The sequence below is a fragment of the Shewanella sp. 10N.286.51.B8 genome, from assembly GCF_041469325.1.
GTDB lineage: Bacteria > Pseudomonadota > Gammaproteobacteria > Enterobacterales > Shewanellaceae > Shewanella.
Map to the genome: position 1 here is coordinate 21,826 of NZ_JBFRKG010000053.1, position 19,360 is coordinate 41,185.

The following is a 19,360-nucleotide window of genomic DNA, read 5'->3' on the forward strand; positions in this document are numbered from 1 at the left end:
GAAAAGTATCAAACTGAAAACTAAATTAATAAACAAACCACAGTTTAGAATGTCGAAAGTGGCCCATATACTGTGGTGGTTTGAAAAGTATCAAGTTGAAAACTAAATCAATAAACAAACCACAATTTAGAATGTCGAAAGTGGCTCATATACTGTGGTGGTTTGAAAAGTATCAAACTGAAAACTAAATCAATAAACAAACCACAATTTAGATAATCACTGCAACACAATAAAGCCAGCATATGTTGCCCTGCAATATGCTGGCTTTTTATTTAAATATGAGCCCTATAAATACCAGACAAGTCACCCTATAACCTAGTATCGCCTTACGATAAATGATTTCTGCTGACCCAAAAATCAATTCATCCGTAGCTCCAATGTAACTTTCTATAGTTTGGCTATATTTGGGCAGTAATAAACTATGCCAATTCTCATATGTTAAGGTACACAGAAGACATATCCACGTACCTTCAGCCATATCGGTAACTCAATGCCCGATCTTGAAGCCGCGGTAAAGTTTTATACCGAGACATTAGGTTGGTACCTCATTATGGCGCCCACTGAAATTAAAGAAGATAACTCCGCCATTGGTGAAATGTGTACTGATGTATTTGGGAGTGGTTGGGAACACTTTCGAATTGCTCATCTATCCACAGCTGATAGAGTTGGAGTTGAAATTTTTGAGTTTAAAAATCAGCAAAATCCGCAAGATAACTTTGAATATTGGAAAACCGGCGTGTTCCACTTTTGTGTTCAAGATCCTGATGTTGAAGGACTTGCAGTAAAAATTGTTGCTGCTGGTGGTAAAAAACGTATGGCAAAACCACGTTTTTATTACCCTGGTGAAAAACCATATCGCATGATATACATGGAAGATCCGTTCGGGGATATCCTTGAAATATACTCACATAGCTATGAACTAACCTACTCTGATGGTGCTTATAAATAGCGACTATCAAGCTTTAAAAGGCGGGTTATCAGCTGTAGTTATCGACCATTGTAGATAGTTCAAACATGCCCCGTCCGCTAAACCTTTAAAAAGTAGCCATTGATGGGGCATGATTGATTTCAGCTGTGAACAGCCTGAATAAGCTTACATTCGCTAAAACTACAATTTAAAGACTTGTATATCTTTCAGATATTGACCTTTTATGTCGGTATTGCCGCCAATCACATAAGTGGTGTCACCGAGTGTGGTCGCTGCATTATGTCTACTGGCTTGATAACCAATATCAATCTTCATCCATTGCTCACTGACAAAATCGTATGCGTAAGTTAATGTCAAATTGTCATAACTCCCAAATACAAACAGCTTTTGGTTAACCACTGACATTGAATGGGCACTGATAGCTTCAGGTAAAGCGGGTAATGATTGCCACTTTTTTAATTGCGGATCATATTTTTCAAAAGCTGTTAATGAGTTTTTATTATCATAGCCACCCACCACATAGATATAACCATCATGAACCACTGCTCTAGTTTCTTTGGTGGTTGGCATATTGGCCGCTCTAACCCAGCCTTGTGTCTCACCATTTAACACAGCGACTAAGCCACTCGGTGCTAACTGACCATTTTTAGGGTATGAGCCACCAACAACATAAATATTACCATTTAACAAAACGGCACTATTACGTCTTGTTGGTGCAGGTAACGGCTTGGCAAAGCTAACTTGGTGGGTCACGGTATTAAACACTTCTACGCGGTGTTCAAATCTAAATTTTTGGGCCTCAAAGCTGACACCACCAATAATATAAATTGACTCTTGCCCATCCCAAACCGCAGAAAAAAACCTTCTTGGGATGAGTTTATTCGCTAACACCTGCTTTTTACCTGATATAGGCTCAATGATTTCAATGTCGGAAAGAAAACCTGTGCTGTTAGACCCTGCCAATACATAAATGTTTTGACCATCATTGACTGCGGCATGACCAAATCGAGCGCTAGTCAAGGTAATGGGCTCAGGGTGTAACACAGGTTTGCTACTACAACCGCTAAGAATCATTAAAATAAGTATCGGCAGTAATAGAAAATTAATTTTTGGCTTCATCATGTCTTTAATCCATTAAATTATGAAGGCCGTAGAATATTGAAGTATCCTTTCACCGTCAATGAGTTACCTAATTTTCATTTACCTAAATTCAAGCTATTCTGATTATAACCGCTCCTTTATACAATTCCTTATTCAGCTGACTTACAAAAATTACGGCTACCAGCATACACTTTGGTATAACAAAGTTAATATTTTGGTAATAATGGTTGCGACTATTGGTAACATGTTATATAAATGTATCAACCGATTAAAAGAACAGCAATTGGTCATACAAAAATTAATGATTTCTTGGGGGGAAATATGAAGCTGAATAAAATAAGTTCGATGTTTACTGGGGCTAGAAGTAAAGCAAATAATATTAGTATTTTTGGCGCAACATTAACGGCAATGTTATCAATGTCGGCAATGGCAGCAGAGCCTGAAGCCCAGACAAATGCAGACGCTAGCGACTCAAACGAAATTGAAGTCATTGCAATTCGTGGCATATTTGGTAGTTTAAAAGCAGCTAATCTACTAAAACGTACCGATGATAGAATTGTTGATGCGATTGTCGCTGAAGATATTGGTAAGTTACCTGATAACAATATTGCAGAAGCGCTACAACGTATCACGGGTGTTTCGATAGCATCAGATTTTGGTGTGGGTGAATCAGTTACCATTCGTGGTGTATCTGAAAACCTTATTTTACTAAACGGCCGTTCTACAGCAGGTCCTGGTCGTGGCGGTATTAATTTATCCGACTTCCCTTCAAGCTTCTTAAAAACAGTTGAAGTCATTAAGTCTCCAACACCTGACATGATTGAAGGTGCGTTAGGCGGCACGGTTAATATGCAAACGGTTCGCCCACTCGAACTGAGTGAGCCATTAGTGGCTATTACTCTTGATGGTGAATACGCAGATAAAACAGAAAATATTGCTCCTAACTTCACATTGGGACTGGGTAATAATTGGGATTTAGGAAGTGCCGGTACGTTTGGTGCTTCTGCTAACTTATCTTACTTAGATCGTGAATTACGCCGTGATGAGTACTTCAATAAAGTTGATTTACAAGATAATATTGATATCAATGGTGATGGCACAGTCGATGATTCTGGCGGACCAAATGGTAAGTATCTACGTAGAACCCAAACAACGGCAGAACAAAAAACAGAAGAACGTGAACGTACAGCTGTGGGTATCTCACTACAGTGGGAACCAGAAAGTGCCAACGCCAATATTTACCTTGATTTAAACGGCACCAAGTTAGACGGTGGTCAATCAGCATATTCAATTCTTGATGTGGGTGGTAGTACTGTTGCTAGAGGTGACTCTTACTATGACAGCAATGGCCAACTACACAATTACGATCTGGATGGCGTGTTGGTTATTCCTAAAACATGGAGTGACTTTACCACATCAGACTCAACCTCACATGCCATTGGAGGAGAGTGGTTCCTTTCTGATAACATTGAACTTTCAGCCGAATATTCATTATCAAAGTCAAAAGAAAAACAAACCGCCAATGAATTTAATTTACGTCCAATCGAACGAACAGATCCAACCCTTGATCTAGTCACTCATACCAGCACGAGTAGTTCATTTAGTGGTAGTGGTATCCCAGGTTACACCTATGCTGATAATGGCATGCTAACCAATCCTGATAACTTAGTTTTCCGTGAGTTTTTTCATAAAACCTTAGAAACTGAGAATGAAGAACAAGCACTTCGATTTGATTTTAAAATTTCAGATATCGGTGTCGATTGGGTTTCAGCAGTTAAAGCAGGTGTACGCTTTACTGACAGAGATTACTCCGCTAACCGTTTTGACCTGAAACCTAATGGCAATACCCTTAAGGACTCATATAAAAAAGCCACTAACGCGGATGGTTTATATAGCCCTATTTGGATTGACAACCCACTGCTAAGCGATAGCATGAATGTGGTTAACATGAGTAACTCATTCGACCAAACAGGCATTGCCGGTCAAAATGATATGTTGACATATAATGTATATGACGCTGACCAATTGCAAAATACCGAACAAACTTATGCGTTAGTTCAACAGATGTTGCAAGATACATCATATGCAATGAACGGTACTTTAGCCGATAATATGGTCGAAGATTCAAGTGCCTATAAAGAGATTAATGAAACAACCAGCGCTATATACGCACAAGTTCACTTAGACTTTGATGATTTAACCGCTGTTGTCGGCGGACGTTATATTCAAACTGACTTAGAATCAAGCGTGGTTGCATCAGTCGATGCCAACGGTAATAAAGTGCTTGATACCGGTAAAAATGATTACTCAGATTTCTTACCGAGTTTAAACGTCACATATACCCTAACTGAAGAAACTTTATTACGTTTCGCAGCGGCAAAAGTGATGCGCCGTGCTGACTTTGATGAACTAAGCCCTTCGTTAACTATTGATAACTCTTTAGTGACTGGTACTCAAGGTTCATACGAGTTAGAGCCTTACCGTGTTACACAATATGATCTTTCAGTAGAACATTACTTTGGTAACGGCGGTATCGTTTCAGCAGCATTATTCTACAAAGATGTTAACTCATTTACACAAACCGACAGTAGCTGTTTAGCTGATGCCAATACGGTTTCAGGACAAAATACCACTGAATGGGGCAACATTTGTTTACTTGATACAGCAGGTCAAAGCCAAGGTGATGTCAACTTTGCTACAGAAGATCAAGGCTTAGCTTATGTTGATGCTCAAAAAGCTGCAGGCCAAACAGGTATTGTGGTCGACACTGATGTTAACGGTGGTAGTGGTAGTGTTCAAGGTATTGAACTAGGTTACCAACAACAATTTACCTCATTACCAGGCTTATGGTCTGGCTTCGGTGTCAATGCCAACTACACCTATGCAGATAGTGAACAACCTGATGGTAACCCATTATTGAACATTTCGGAAAACACCGCGAATGGTCAAATTTACTGGGAAAATGAGGGATTGCAATTCCGTTTAGCATACAACTGGCGTGACCGTTACTTATACTCACAAGCTGAAAAACGTGTTCAAACTGTCGGCGCATTAGGTTATAACGTCTTTAACCAAAATGACCCTACCTCTGATAATTTTGACGCAACCGTGGGTAATAACTACCGTGAAGCACGTGGTCAACTTGATTTCTCGGCAAGTTGGGATATCAATGAGCACTTCACCGTTGTTGGTAATGTGGTTAACCTCACAGGCGAACCAATTGAATACACCACTGAACTGGATTCAGTGTGGAAATACAGTGAAGCGGATCGTCGCTACACTGTCGGTGTTCGCGCTAAGTTCTAATGAGAACATGGTAATGTAGAGCCTATCAGTTGATAGGCTCTTTTCTCATAAAAGACAAATTAAAGGTCACATAGATAATACAAAATGTAGATTAATCAATATTCCGATTAAGACTAAAAGCTCTGTTTTATAGACTTTCAGTCTTATACCGAAATATATTTAGCACTTAACTGTTCAGTAATGACACGTTCAATACACAAGCAGAACAGAGCAAGTAGTTGAATAAAAACATTAATGTGATTTAGGTTACACAAAAATTCATTTTCGAGTGTTTTTGCTCAAAATAACAGCCAACCCTTTTTTAGTCACACTTTTGCAAGAGAACAAATAGTGTTTGGTTGACAAAGATGACGACTATACCTACCATATTGTAATACAAATTGGTAAGTGAGTATTGGGCGATATAAAAGCCTTGTAAACGACATCTAATGTTAAGAAACACGACACGATTAATAGATAAAGAGTTAATTCTTAAATAGAGCTAATAAGTTAACTAGCCTGAGCTCTAGAGCACTTTTTATATAAATAACATTGCCCACCTTCATATTAAGGTGAGCAACTTTCAATTCAGATAAGCATATATCAATATATTTAGGAGTTAGAAATGACAAAACCAGTCATCGGATTCATCGGTCTTGGCCTTATGGGCGGCAACATGGTTGAAAACCTACAAACACGTGGTTACCAAGTTAACGTTATGGATCTTAACCAAGATGCAGTTGATGCAGTTCTTGCTCGTGGCAATGCTACCCAATTCACTTCTGGTAAAGAATTAGCAGCGGCTTCTGATATCGTTCAATTCTGTCTAACAACTTCTGCAGTTGTTGAAAAAATTGTATACGGTGAAGATGGTGTTCTAGCCGGAATGAAAGAAGGTACTACATTAGTAGACTTCGGAACTTCTATCCCTGCTTCTACTATCAAAATTGGTGCAGCGCTTGCCGAAAAAGGCTGTGGCATGATCGATGCGCCTCTTGGACGTACTCCTGCTCACGCTAAAGATGGTCTTCTAAACATCATGGCTGCTGGTGACATCGACACATTCAACAAAGTTAAACCTGTTTTAGAAGAGCAAGGTGAAAACGTATTCCACCTAGGTAAATTAGGTGCAGGTCACACAACTAAGTTAATCAATAACTTCATTGGTATGACTACTGTTACAGCGATGTCTCAAGCGTTTGCAGTTGCAAAAGCGGCAGGTGTTGACGGTCAGCAATTATTCGACATTATGTCTGCTGGCCCTTCTAACTCACCATTCATGCAGTTCACTAAGTTCTATGCTGTCGATGGCGAAGAGAAGTTAGGTTTCTCGGTTGCCAATGCAAACAAAGACCTTGGTTACTTTTTACAAATGGTTTCTGACTTAGGTACTGAGTCACCAATCGCTGAAGGAACGTCTAAAGCACTTCAAGCAGGTGTTGATGCTGGCCTTGGTCAAAATGACGTACCTGTTATCTTCGACTACTTCACTAAACTAGAGAAGTAATTCGACATTAACTTATCGTTAGCTTATAAGTTAAACGCTTTATAAGCTAGGTGCTAATAAGCCGTTGAATATCAACGGCTTATTTATTTCAATTAAACTCTCACTCGCTTAATAATACTCGACATTCTTTTCTCTAACTGCCTTTAAAGGTATCACAACTTTCCATATTGCCGCTGGCAAAACCGACTTGAAACCATTTCACTCTCTGTGCCGAGCTGCCATGAGTAAAAGAGTCAGGGCTGACATGGCCTTGTGATTGTTTTTGTAAGGTATCATCACCGATAGCGCTTGCTGCAGTTAAGCCCTCTTCAATATCACCCGTTTCAAGTAACTGACGGCTATTATTGGCATGATTTGCCCAAACACCAGCAAAGCAGTCCGCCTGCAATTCCTGCTTAACCGACAGCTTATTGCCCTCAACTGCGCTTAACTTACTGCGAGCGGCATGAACTTCACTGGATATCCCCAGCAGAGTTTGAATGTGATGACCCACTTCATGGGCAATAACGTAAGCTTGGGCAAAATCTCCAGGCGCTTTGAACTGATTTTTTAATTGCTCAAAAAAACTCAGGTCAATGTAAACTTGTTGGTCTGCAGGACAATAAAATGGCCCCATAGCAGACTGTGCCATACCACAAGCTGATTTTACTGCATCACGAAACAACACCAAGCTGGGTTCTTGATAGGTCATGCCCCGCTGCTGAAATAAACCAGTCCAGGTTTCTTCCGTGTCCGCAAGAATAACCGCTACAAAATCAACCTGCTCTCTTTCTGCTGCGGTTTCAGTTAAAGGCATAGTAGAAACACCTGTAGAGGTTTCTTGTTGTAGCCCAAGTCCACCTAACATATTACCTAGGTTGCCGGTAAATAATCCGTAAGCGCCCACACCCACAATCAGTATCGCGGTTCCTTTAAACCCAAGCACCTTAAATATCATCGGTAGCAGTCGTAAAATGCCCCCGCCACCTCGGCCAAAGCCACTAGCACCTGAGACTTGCGTATTACGACGATCTTCTACATTGCTACTTTTACGCTTTCCACGCCAACGCATAACGCTACCCCGACATAATTACAAACATACACTTTAAAGAAATCATTAATGCCATTTTCAACTAGATTGGAAGCCTGAACGCCCTACCCACTCTTAACTTTTTAGTTACTAAAGGCTAATGACTATATAACGACAAAGACTGCTGAAAGCCGCAACCACAGCACCAATAAACATAGCATAGTTAAACTAGCCTAGCGTTTTAGAAAAGTTTCGGCTAACCAGATAAGTTTAAAATTGATGAGATAGAAAGCGGTTCATTTGATCAGTTGATACTGTCAACTTATCGAGTTTAACAAAATAACCCAATAAAATTAGCTCTAAGCTAAATGTTGGATACAACTAACCCTTTAAAAGAGCGAAAGTCGCATTCAAATAGCACACTTTGGTCTACAAAATAAGAACAAAAAATGCCGCTATCAATAAGCGGCATTTTTAACACATTGTTTAAAACATTAATTTACAACTGCAAGTTGATTAGCCTTATTGCACTGTTGCTTCGGCAGAACCAGAGTAAGTCGTACTTAGATCGTCACCCACAGCATAACTTTCGAAGTCCTCAGATAGAACCGCCGTATCTGTTGCATCATCAATCACGATGTCATCAGCTAATAACTCTTTTGCTGACTCTTTCGAAGAGCTACCAATACGAATTTGATAGGTTTCTGTTGCACTGCCCGTATTAATGGCAACATAAGGGCCGTAGAACGTTGTGCCACCATCAATTGACACAGAATAACCTGTCGCAGTCCATTCAAGCACTACATTAATATCAGTATCATCTGTATACGTTAAGCCATCAATGATTTGCTGATCTTTATTTGCATCACGGTATTTAACGCTGCCATCATTACTTAAGACAATTTCGCCCGTTAAGTTACCTGAAGAAGCAGAGCCTCCGTAAACACTAATATAAGCAGTATTATCTTCAGAAACACCATCTGTAGCAGTAAAGCCAGCAATGGCTTGTAACTTAAGGGTTGTAGAAATAGAGCCTTCAGCAAGTGGGTCCGTTGTTAAGCGTAATTCAGCATCAGCGTCTGTTGTTGTATCAGCCATTCTGGCAACTTTATTTACACTACTTCCCGCTATGGTCATAACGGTTGCTTCAGCAGAGCTTGAATAAGTCGTGCTTAAATCTTCACCTTCAGCAAATATCTCGAAGTCTTCAGACAGAACTGCCGAACCTGTATCATCAGCAATGACGATGTCATCAGCTAATAATTCTTTTGCTGACTCTTTCGAAGAGCTACCAATACGAATTTGATAGGTTTGTGTTGCACTGCCCGTATTAATGGCAACATAAGGGCCGTAGAACGTTGTGCCACCATCAATTGACACAGAATAACCTGTCGCAGTCCATTCAAGCACTACATCAATATCAGTATCATCTGTATACGTTAAGCCATCAATGATTTGCTGATCTTTATTTGCATCACGGTATTTAACAGTACCATCATTAGTAAAGACAATTTCGCCCGTTAAGTTACCTGAAGAAGCAGAGCCTCCGTAAACACTAATATAAGCAGTATTATCTTCAGAAACACCATCTGTAGCGGTAAAGCCAGCAATGGCTTGTAACTTAAGGGTTGTAGAAATAGAGCCTTCAGCAAGTGGGTCTGTTGTTAAACGTAATTCAGCATCAGCGTCTGTTGAGGTATCAGCCATTCTAGCGACATTATTATCTCCAGTAGCAACAACAACTGTACCAGTAATTGTGATTGCTAATTCAGCGGTAGTACCATCAAAAGATTCAATCGTAAAGGTATCTAATTCACTTTCTCCCACAACAAGTGCAGCAATCGTGGCGTCAGTGGTATCGAGGGTATAGGTCCATGAGCCATCATCTAATATTGATAATGTACCGTATGTACCCATTAAGGTTGTCTGAACAATAGAATCTTCGCCAACATCTGGGTCAAGTACACTTACAGCACCTGTTGCCGTTGCCTCATTACTTGCAATTCTTCCAGTTAAATCAAAAAATACTGCTGGCGTAGGTTCTACTGTGCCATCGCCTGCATCAAATACGATAACTTCTGAGTAAATAGCTAAGCCATACTTGCTGTCTGTACCATCTAAAGTTTCGCCTGCATCATAACCTTCAAAGTCATCTGAAAATATACTTGTTGTGCCAGCTGTATCAGAAAATACCTCAATATTATCAACATAAAAAGAACCAAAAGGAATCGTTCTATCATTATCACCGAATCTAAATTGGATAGCTTTCACACCATCAGCGAACCACTGATCTAAGCCTGTATAATCAGAGTCAACAACCGCTGCAGTAGAGAAAGAACCGCCACCAATTACTTCACCATCAATAGTCACGGTAATTTGTTCTGTTGCATCTAAGTCCCATGTAATCTCTACATCATAAAACTGCTCTTCAACAAATGGTGCAGTGATTAAATTTCCAGGGTAAGCGTCACTGTCAGTATTTCGAACAAAGAAACGAGGGTCTATTGTAGTTTCAGAACCGTCTTCGTTAAGTGTAGATTGCTCGCCTTGAATACGTAAATCTATTAACGATTCACTAGAACTACCAGAAGAACCATAAAGCGTAATATAAGCATCTTTAATATTTCCATCACTACCAAGAGCAACCTCTTTAGATAAAGATGCACTCAGCTTACCTTGACGAAGGTTATCAACGGTAAATCTAATCTCACCCGTATCGCCGCCTGTATCGCTTATTTTTACAACCTGAGTAAGCGAAGCAACACGAATATTAATTTCAGCAGTGGTACCATCAATAGAAACGATAGTGATTGAATCATTCACCGAATTACCTAACTCAAGGCTAGCCAGAGTTTCGTTTGCAGTATTAACTGTGTACGACCAGCTACCATTAGCGCTGATACTAAATGTACCATAATCAAGTGCTACATCAGTTTGCGCAACAAAAGCATCTTCTTCAAAGTTTGGATCAATAATGGTTAATGAACCAGTTAATGGAACCGTAGCAGTATGTTGAACAGTACCACCCAATTCTCCTTCGATGATTGCAGCAACAGGGTCATTGTTATACCCCACAGACGCGCCAATGGCGTCAAGTAACGCCTCATCAACATAGCTGGCAACTTGTGAAGTCGTTTGCAAATTAATTTGTGCTGTCTCAAGTGTAACTAAAGACTCTTCAGAAAAAGAACCATCAGCGACGTCACTAGCAAGATCTTGCATAACGGTAGATAAATCTGCGTCTGCGTTGTCTGCATCAACTTGTGATAGTAGCGCTAGCACAGAACCATATCTATCAGCATCTTCAGCACCATCAGCACCAAGTTCAACAGTACCAACTAAAGTAGGAAGCACTTCTGTTGTATCAAAACGAATACCAAAACGAGCATTAATTATTTCAGCTTCGTCAGCAAACTGGTTTAAATCACTACCCGCGTTTTGAACAGCCATTTCGGTTAAAGGAGAAACAACATAGGTAGGTGGCGGTAGTAATATTTCCTCATCGTTTTCATCAGTCTCAACAATATTTTCAACTACATTCACTACAGATCTTAGTTGAGGAGCATCTAAGGTTAAACCTGTTGATTCATCTGCATAAGTACCGCCAGTACATGTAATTAAACCTGTACCTTCGAAGTGTACGTCGCTAAATGTAACACCACCTGAAACATCAGAGGTTGCAGCAGCTTGTGCAGGAAGAACCGCAGCACCACTATCATCAACTTCAAATATGTCACAAGTTGCACCATCAATAGGGCCCTTAATAATGCTAGCAGAAACATTTAAGGTTGGGTTGATAGCAGGTGTAGATGCCCCAACACCTTCGGTAAAACCTGCCTCATCAGTATAATTAGCAGAAACAGAAATGACTGAACCCTCATCAGCTTCAGTAATGGTGATGGATGTACCAATAGCACCTGTTGACCATGCGTAAGTCAGTGTATCAGCTATAATTCCGTCAGCATCAGTAACCGTTGCTGAAAGAGTCGCACCAGCGATAAATTCGCTTCCGATTATTTCTATGCTCCCGCGAGTATTACCATCTATTTCAGCACCGTCATCACCGCCACAACCTAATAGGCCTGTCGCAATGATGAGCGGTATAAGTGATTTATTATTCATTTTTATGACTCCAAAAAGATTCTTTTTCCAAATTTAGCTTGTTTTATTTAAGTACTAGACTTGGCTAGTACTTAAAGCTGACACCTGCGAACAGGCGAGGACCGTAATCACTTACTTGACCCAAGTTACCTTGGGTATAGAAGTCATCACTGCGAGGCTCACTGAACAAGTTAATTGCTGAAACTTTAACACGAACGTGTTTATTGATTTTGTATGCAGCACGAGCTTCCCAAGTACCTGCCTCATCAACATAACGCAGTCTTGTGCCGTTAGAAGTGTATGGTTGGAAGTATTCGCTACGATACTTGTAGATAAGCGCAGTATCAAAATCGCCTATTTGATAGTAGATCTGGCCATTGAATACATGCTCAGAAAATCCTGGTACTGAGGCTGGAGGAACAATACCTACTTTATCCTGAACAACAACGCCATCTAAATCAGTCGTAAAGGTATTACCGTAGTTACTATCTTCAAACTCATAGTTTGTATCTGCCCAGTTATAGCCAAGCTTCACACCAATACCTAAATCCCAACGATACGAAAATGACGCTTCGAAACCATAAAGGTCACTATCTTCGTCAGTAGTGACTGAATTAGTAATAGGTAAAGCAACTTCCACACCGTCAACGATAAACGTCTCTAATTGTGTTTGCTGTTGGAAACCGCCATTGAATTGCTTGTAGTAAACACCTAACGCTACCATAGAGTCATCGCTTGGGTACCATTCAACAGCCGCATCATAGTTCCATGACATTAATGGTTTAAGTTCAGGATTACCTGCCCCTTGAGCCCCCACTAACAAGTCTTCAACTGATGTAGGATCATCTGAGTTATCGGTTAGGAATTCACGGTTATAACTTAGATCAGAAGGATCTGCACGTGACATACCTCGGTAAATACCAGCTCTGATGAGTATATCGTCATCATAATCAACAACTAAGTTAAAACTTGGTAATACTTCAGTGTAATCACCGCCAGCTTCAATCTGTTTAATATTACCGTTTGCTTTTAGTGCTACCTCACCTGTCGCCGGATCAGTGACAGTGTCAAAAGTGTCTCTAAAACCAATAGAAGTAACGTCAGTTTTCACGACACGAACACCAAAGTTACCACGAATAAATTTATCAAACATTTCAGTGTCGTAGTTAAGCATTGCGTAAGCAGAGGTAGTTTGTTCTGTTACGTCAATAGTACCCGTATTCTCGTATTCAACCTCTGGGTAGGCAAATTCGCCGCCTAAAGATGCTATATTTGCTTGAGCAAAACACTCGTTGTTATAAGTTGCCCACGAGGCGCCTGTACCGCTTTCTATCACATTGCCTGAACTGTCAACATTGGTGATAATATTACCGTCAGAAACACTGGATAAAAAATCAGTTTCAGGGAAGGCTATTTGACAACCTTCAAGTACATCGATGGCCGATGTTACTGATTCATCTAATTCATATTCGTCTCTAGAGCCATTACCGTTAGTGCTGCCGCCATATTGAACAAACGTTAGCTCAGAAACGCGAACACCAGCTTGAACGCTACTAAAAACATCACCGTCTAAAATATAATCAATATCAACGCGTGCACCCATAATCTCGTTGTCACGAACATTTTCTCTGTCTAGGCGGCTACGAAGATTACTCGTAAAGTTAGAGATATCAGTCACATCAAAATCTGTTAAGGTGAAATGCGGAATTTCGTCACCTAAGGCCCAAGAAAATGCGTTACCAGTCGAGCTAGTTCTTGCTCGGTTACTAATTTGTAGCTCTTCACGGCTGGTTTTAGAGTAGCCAAGGTCAACACTAATCTTTAGGTCATCAGAGAAAAAATGTTCGACGTTTAACCCGTAACCACGATAGTTTTCTTCACGTGAAAACTGCTCACCCGAAGATTCTATACGGTCTTCACCCGCCCATTGCAAAATACCACCAACATCATTTACAACAAGGCTTTCTCCCGTTACACCCGGTGTAACGCGCTTTTGTAAGAAGATTAAATCATGACGCGCTTCTGCTTGGGTACGATCTGAAATTTGCGCATCAAAATTGATATCCCATTTATTTGAGGGTTGGTATTGTAGAGCAAAGAATAAAGCGTCTCTTTCATCAGATGTTTCATTTTGACGGAAGCTTCGGCTTGAGCCAGTCCATGCGTATTCTCTGCCATCATCGACTGCAAGACCTGTTTCTGGATCAATTTTATTATTATAACCCGCGTTATCATTATTTCGCGGGTCACTGCTTGGATAAATATCGTCCTCACAATCACCACCTGTACTACGGAAGAAGCCAGTAGTAGTATCGGTTGGATCATTCAAACATGCCCACAAAGATGAACCCGTTGGGCTTGAGCTTCTATATTCAGCTTCTGGCTGGCTAATATCTTGACGTTGAAAACCTACACTCAAACCAAATGCTTGGCCGTTATCAAACTCAAATTGATCAACATAACTTAGTGTTCCACGGTAGCCCAAATCATCTTGAAGTGAATTGTCAACGTTTGCTTGGTCTGGGTTGTAGTTAGCTTTTACTTCAGCCTGAAAACGTTGCTTACCAAAATCTAAAGGCTTAAGTGTCTCCAGGGTAATAACACCGGCAACCCCACCTTCAATCATGGAAGCGTCTTGTGTTTTATAAATAGCTACTTTCTGCATCAGCTCTGATGGGAACTGAGAAAAGTTAACTGAACGGTCACCACTACCATTGGTCGCTTCACGGCCATTGATGTTAGTGGCACTTAAGAATGGGCCTAAACCACGAATACTGATTTCAGTAGCACCACCATTTTCACGGTGAGATGATGCACCCGTTAATGATTCTAGCGCCTCACCAATTGAAAGTGCAGGTAAATCACCAATATCTGAAGCAGATAAACCGTCAACAACCGTGGTAGATTCACGCTTTATTGCAATTTGGTCTTGAATTGTTCTACGTGTACCAGTAACTACAACAACTTCTATATCATTATCAACTTTATCTAGATTTTCAGTTTCTGCTTCTTGTGCTATTGCCGAAAATGCAAAAGAACTGGTTACAGAAGTAAATGCAGCAAGCTTCATCCATTTTGCTATAGGTGAAAGCTTGAACTTCCCTATTTTATGGATGGGTTTTGTTTTTTTACTTAATTTCGTCGACATACCGTACTTCCCCTTAGTATTTTAATAAGCATGTTAATGCCATTTATTGGTATATTTTTTTGTTGCTAGCAGGTTACTGCCATTAAATTCTTATATTTATTATTGCAAGCAGATTACTGCCATTAAATTCTTATATTTATTATTGCAAGCAGGTTACTGCCATTAAATTCTTATATTTAAATTAGAGTTATATTAATTTCAACAGACGAAACCCAAACAAAAGTTTTAACCTATTAATTTAAATAAAAATATAACCAATAACTGTAGTTACGAGTTACGAGTTACGAGTTACGAGTTACGAATTTTAAATTGATGAGTTAACTGCGCTAAAATTTATACCCTTTATGCATGTTATGGATATGATAGAAAGTGGCTTGCACATAATCACCATCAGCGCCGTCATTGTTTTGATTATAAACACCCGCTTTAAAGTACATATACTGGTTACTAGCACTATAACCACTATCTTTCATATCGTAGTACTTAGTAATATTAGGCTTACCTTCCCTAATTATAGTGACGAACAACACTTCATCTTCGACGGAAATTTTATAAGAGAATTTTTCGTTTAAGGCGATTCCGTCATCAGGGTCTGACAAAGTATGTGAACGTGAGCCAATCATATTTATCCAAATATCATCACCATCATTTATTTCATGGGCAAAATAAATAGCCCCTTTCGAGTTGGCTGGTAATTTTCGGTAATATAAACGAATAGGTTCGTCATCCGTCGCGTGAATTTGCCCGATGACCACGCGTCCAACCTTTTTTTTATCACCTGTGGTAGATACTCGGTTTATTGCCAAAGTCCCTTCCAAACTGCCTTCAACACCCCCAGACTTAGCTTTCGCCGAACCATGCGCATTGCTGAAAACCCAGTTATTTTTTGTCAGGCCACGAGTTTTAATTTGAACATTACCTCTACGTAGCATTTCGCGTAGTTCGGTTCTCGCATATTTTGTATTTTTTGAGGTCTTGGCACCTACGTTTGGGCAAGCGAATACCAAGCCACCATCTTCTGCTGTATAAAAAAATGGCTTTAAGTCAAAGCCTTTACCTAATGATTTCTCATAGACGGTATCAGCTTTTTTATCTTTGTTGAGATCGGTTGGCAACGTTAACGACCAATCGAGTAAGTCAAAATTTTCACCTGGCTTTTTAAGCGGATCGAGTTTTGACAAATCCCCCAGTAAAACACCTTCAGCAAGGCTAGTGTGTGACTTAGGAATAAGCGTATTCTCTTCAATTTCCTGAGCATTGAGTGATGCGCTAAAAACAGCTAAAGCAAAAACTAGCAAAGCGAAAACGTCACACATTTTCTTTTGAATATGTCGGTAAGATTTATATGTGTTGATATTGGAATCCTTTATAATTTACGATCTCTTTGTTGAATATGTTCGTATATTGTTCGGCTTAACTATTTTCAAAGCTTACTTAGAATACCTATATGCGCAGCATATAGTGGCGCACCTACACATGAGCTTAACTAACCCTGAAAAACGTAATAAAAATAGGTAAGACTTTGCTTCTAATTAACACCAAAAATTATCTAATTTCGTTGTAAAAAGAAGCAGAACTCTTTGTTGTATATGATCAAAGAGCAATGATTAATTGTTACGCACAGAATCACACACAACCCACCCAACACAGTTACATACTTAACAACCTGTTTACACCTGTAACTTTGTGTTAAACAAAATATAACCACCACAACACATCATTGTCAACCAAAAAAGCGTCGCAGGCATTACCAAAAACCAAAATTGGTAGTAACGATGACATAAAAAAGATTAACGCATTGGCTTTACATATTTCTCTCTCAATAGAAAAGACCTAATAAACAATAACTTACAGGAGAGTCAGGCTGTTATTGTTGAATGGTTTTTATATTCACTACCAATGGATATGACAACATTACCAAATAACAGAACAAAGTTAGTCGGTGACTCAGCTGTATTTCAAACTCGCAAGGTGTTATTACCAATTTTTTTGCGCAGGTATTACCAATAGATAATGTAATGAGATTACAGTTCAGAACTAATATGCAGATTATGAGCTGTACGATAATTCGTATTGATTGTGATTTATCATTAATGCTCTTGTTGAACAAAGCTGCGCTGTCAGGCGCATTAGTGCTGATTTCGATGCATGTCCTGATAACCTTTCAACCGATGATTTGAAGCGCTACTTTGCCAGTTTGATTGAGTCACATTCATGGAGCACCGTGAAACTTGACGTAATGGGTTGCACAAACACTTGTAAATAGGTCTATCGATATGTCCTGAACCAGCAATGGTAGTTGCTTAATATTGTTAAGCTGCGATATCAAGTGTGCTTTCTCACCTTATACAGTATGGGATTGCGCCTCGGTGAAGCCATTTCACTGCAGGTTGGCGATATCGATTCACAGATGATGCAGGTGCACATTCGTAACGCTAAAGGCGGTAAAGGTCATTTTTTGCTCCTGCAAAAATGACATACATCACATCCATGTGATTAACAGGTTGGTGCCCTTGCCCAAACGGACCTTGTTAGCGCTGCGATATTACTGGCAAACTCATCGCCACCCACGGCTGATTTTTCTGGTAAAGATGGCCAGCCAGACTCAAAGATCGATAAAGGCGGGACTTACTTTAAAATCAGAAGGAAAAAGCCTTAAAACGGGTTATTCGTGAGTGTAATATTCATAAGTCCAACAGCCCACATAATCTGCGCCACAGCTACGCCACTCATCTGTTAGAGCAAGGGTTAGATTTGCGTTCAGTACAAAGCCTTCTCGGTCACAACAGCCTTAATACCACCGCCCGTTATACCCGCCTCACCACTATCACTCGCAAAAATACTGCCCTATCTGTTAACCAACTGACGGATAATTTGGTGCTTAAGTGGGAGTGTGATTTATGAGGTTCATTGCGCTTTTACGTGACCACCTTGACGCTTTTAATCAGGCTTATGATGGTCAAATTACATCATCCATGCGCCAAGCTATTTTCGCCATGCTCAGTTGTCGCAGCAACACTGAGCGAACCAGCCAGTGGGCATGCCGCAGCTGCACTCATACTGCTGATTTCCCGCTGTCATGTGGTCATCGCAGTTGCCCTCAATGCCAGCATAACACCACGACAGAGTGGCTCAACAAACAGCAAGCTAAACTCCTGCCCGTGGAGTATTACATGGTGACGTTTACCTTGCCTTATGAGTTGCGAGTAACGGCTAAACATCAATCCGAGTTGATGTATCAAGCCATGTTCTCGGTGGCCGCCAGCGTGCTAAAAGACTTTGCTAAAAACTCAAAGCAACTCGGTGGTGATATTGGATTTACGGGCGTGCTGCATACCCATAACCGAAGGCGTGACCCTTGTGTTATAAGAAGCATCCTCATATCCACTTCATCATTCCGGCAGGCAGCTTTAATAAGCACAAAAAACAGTGGAAAAAGAACAAGGGTAAATACCTGTTCAACGCCTTTAACCTGGCCAAAGTGTGGCGAGCAAGACTGCTGGCGCAACTGGCAAAACTGAGTCTAAAACTCCCTAGCTCAATACCCAAAAAGTGGGTGGTAGACTGCCAACATGTGGGTAAAGGACTGCCAGCGTTAAAGTACCTGTCGCGATACCTTTATCGCGGCGTGTTACCCGATAAAAATATCGTCAGTAATATCGACGGACAAATTAGTTTTGAGTATCAAAATAGCCAAACCAACACCACTGAAATACGTACATTACCTACTGTCGAATTTCTATGGTTGGTACTGCAACATGTACTGCCGAAAGGCTTACGGCGAGTCAGAGATTTTGGATTACTCAGAGGAGGTTCAGCCAGGCTGCGGCAACGAATACGCTTGATGCTAGCCGTTGCTGGCACCGTGTTTGCGCCGCTCGAAAACACCACTAAAACTCAAGCCATACGACCTTGCCCTTGTTGCCGACAACCGATGATATTTATGGGGGTGCATAGGAATAAGCATGCACGACTGACAAGCTTTCTTAGGCAAAAACCAACCACACCTAACGCCACTGTTTAAGCGGATGGATTAAAAATTAACACTTAAGATGCGGAACAAGAAAAGTATCAGAAGGCGCTAAGGCATTGATATTTTAGGTAAAGAAATTAGCTGACGATGCTAAGGGATCTATGCGGCTAGTAAAAAATGTAACTGCTCTGCACACATCGAAAAAGCGTAAGATCTTACGCCGATATTTACACTATAAAGGTATCACTCGGGCTTGTTCAACACTTGGGATAAGGACGCGGCTACGCGCGGCCTATCCTTATCTGTTA

At 40.4% G+C, this 19,360-nt stretch carries 9 protein-coding genes and 2 pseudogenes; 6 read left to right on the forward strand and 5 right to left on the reverse strand.

Translation table 11 applies throughout. The features are described from left to right. Window positions 1–457: 457 nt before the first annotated feature. Window positions 458–949: pseudogene (locus AB4160_RS17905) on the forward strand (lactoylglutathione lyase family protein); the annotation flags it as partial. 159 nt (window positions 950–1,108) lie between these two features. Here AB4160_RS17905 and AB4160_RS17910 read toward each other — a convergent pair. Continuing rightward, window positions 1,109–2,050, reverse strand: coding sequence for a Kelch repeat-containing protein (locus tag AB4160_RS17910; RefSeq protein WP_372005775.1), 942 nt, complete (start codon window positions 2,048–2,050; stop codon window positions 1,109–1,111). Between the two features lie 300 nt (window positions 2,051–2,350). Here AB4160_RS17910 and AB4160_RS17915 point away from each other — a divergent pair, with 300 nt between their 5' ends. Together AB4160_RS17915 and AB4160_RS17920 are read left to right on the forward strand one after the other, a co-directional pair. Continuing rightward, the gene (locus tag AB4160_RS17915) at window positions 2,351–5,335 is read left to right on the forward strand and encodes a TonB-dependent receptor (protein ID WP_372005777.1); all 2,985 of its coding nucleotides are present in this window, start codon (window positions 2,351–2,353) and stop codon (window positions 5,333–5,335) included. Window positions 5,336–5,939: 604 nt separating this feature from the next. After that, window positions 5,940–6,821 carry an NAD(P)-dependent oxidoreductase gene (locus AB4160_RS17920; RefSeq protein ID WP_102435635.1) on the forward strand — a complete coding sequence of 294 codons (882 nt, stop codon included), beginning with the start codon at window positions 5,940–5,942 and terminating at the stop codon, window positions 6,819–6,821. Between the two features lie 133 nt (window positions 6,822–6,954). On the opposite strand, the gene AB4160_RS17925 is transcribed toward AB4160_RS17920, so the two are convergent. The 4 genes from AB4160_RS17925 to AB4160_RS17940 form a co-directional block, all read right to left on the reverse strand. After that, window positions 6,955–7,872, reverse strand: a complete 918-nt coding sequence (locus tag AB4160_RS17925) for a neutral zinc metallopeptidase (protein ID WP_372005780.1) — start codon at window positions 7,870–7,872, stop codon at window positions 6,955–6,957. 480 nt (window positions 7,873–8,352) lie between these two features. Further along, a complete protein-coding gene (locus AB4160_RS17930; RefSeq protein ID WP_372005781.1) occupies window positions 8,353–11,952 on the reverse strand; it encodes a VCBS domain-containing protein in 3,600 nt (1,199 codons plus the stop codon). A gap of 64 nt (window positions 11,953–12,016) precedes the next feature. Continuing rightward, complete coding sequence (locus AB4160_RS17935) at window positions 12,017–15,079, reverse strand: TonB-dependent receptor (protein WP_372005784.1); 3,063 nt, start codon at window positions 15,077–15,079, stop codon at window positions 12,017–12,019. A gap of 326 nt (window positions 15,080–15,405) precedes the next feature. Continuing rightward, on the reverse strand, window positions 15,406–16,395 hold the full coding sequence (locus tag AB4160_RS17940; RefSeq protein WP_372005787.1) for a polysaccharide lyase family 7 protein: 990 nt from the start codon (window positions 16,393–16,395) through the stop codon (window positions 15,406–15,408). 983 nt (window positions 16,396–17,378) lie between these two features. Here AB4160_RS17940 and AB4160_RS17945 point away from each other — a divergent pair. From AB4160_RS17945 to AB4160_RS17955, 3 genes and pseudogenes are all read left to right on the forward strand, one after another. After that, window positions 17,379–17,555: a tyrosine-type recombinase/integrase gene (locus AB4160_RS17945; protein ID WP_372005790.1), complete on the forward strand. Its 177-nt coding sequence runs from the start codon at window positions 17,379–17,381 to the stop codon at window positions 17,553–17,555. Window positions 17,556–17,761: 206 nt separating this feature from the next. Beyond that, complete coding sequence (locus AB4160_RS17950) at window positions 17,762–17,983, forward strand: tyrosine-type recombinase/integrase (protein WP_372005795.1); 222 nt, start codon at window positions 17,762–17,764, stop codon at window positions 17,981–17,983. After that, window positions 17,980–19,103, forward strand: a pseudogene (locus AB4160_RS17955) (IS91 family transposase). Before AB4160_RS17950 ends, AB4160_RS17955 begins: the two are co-directional and overlap by 4 nt. The last annotated feature ends 257 nt before the right edge of the window (window positions 19,104–19,360 follow it).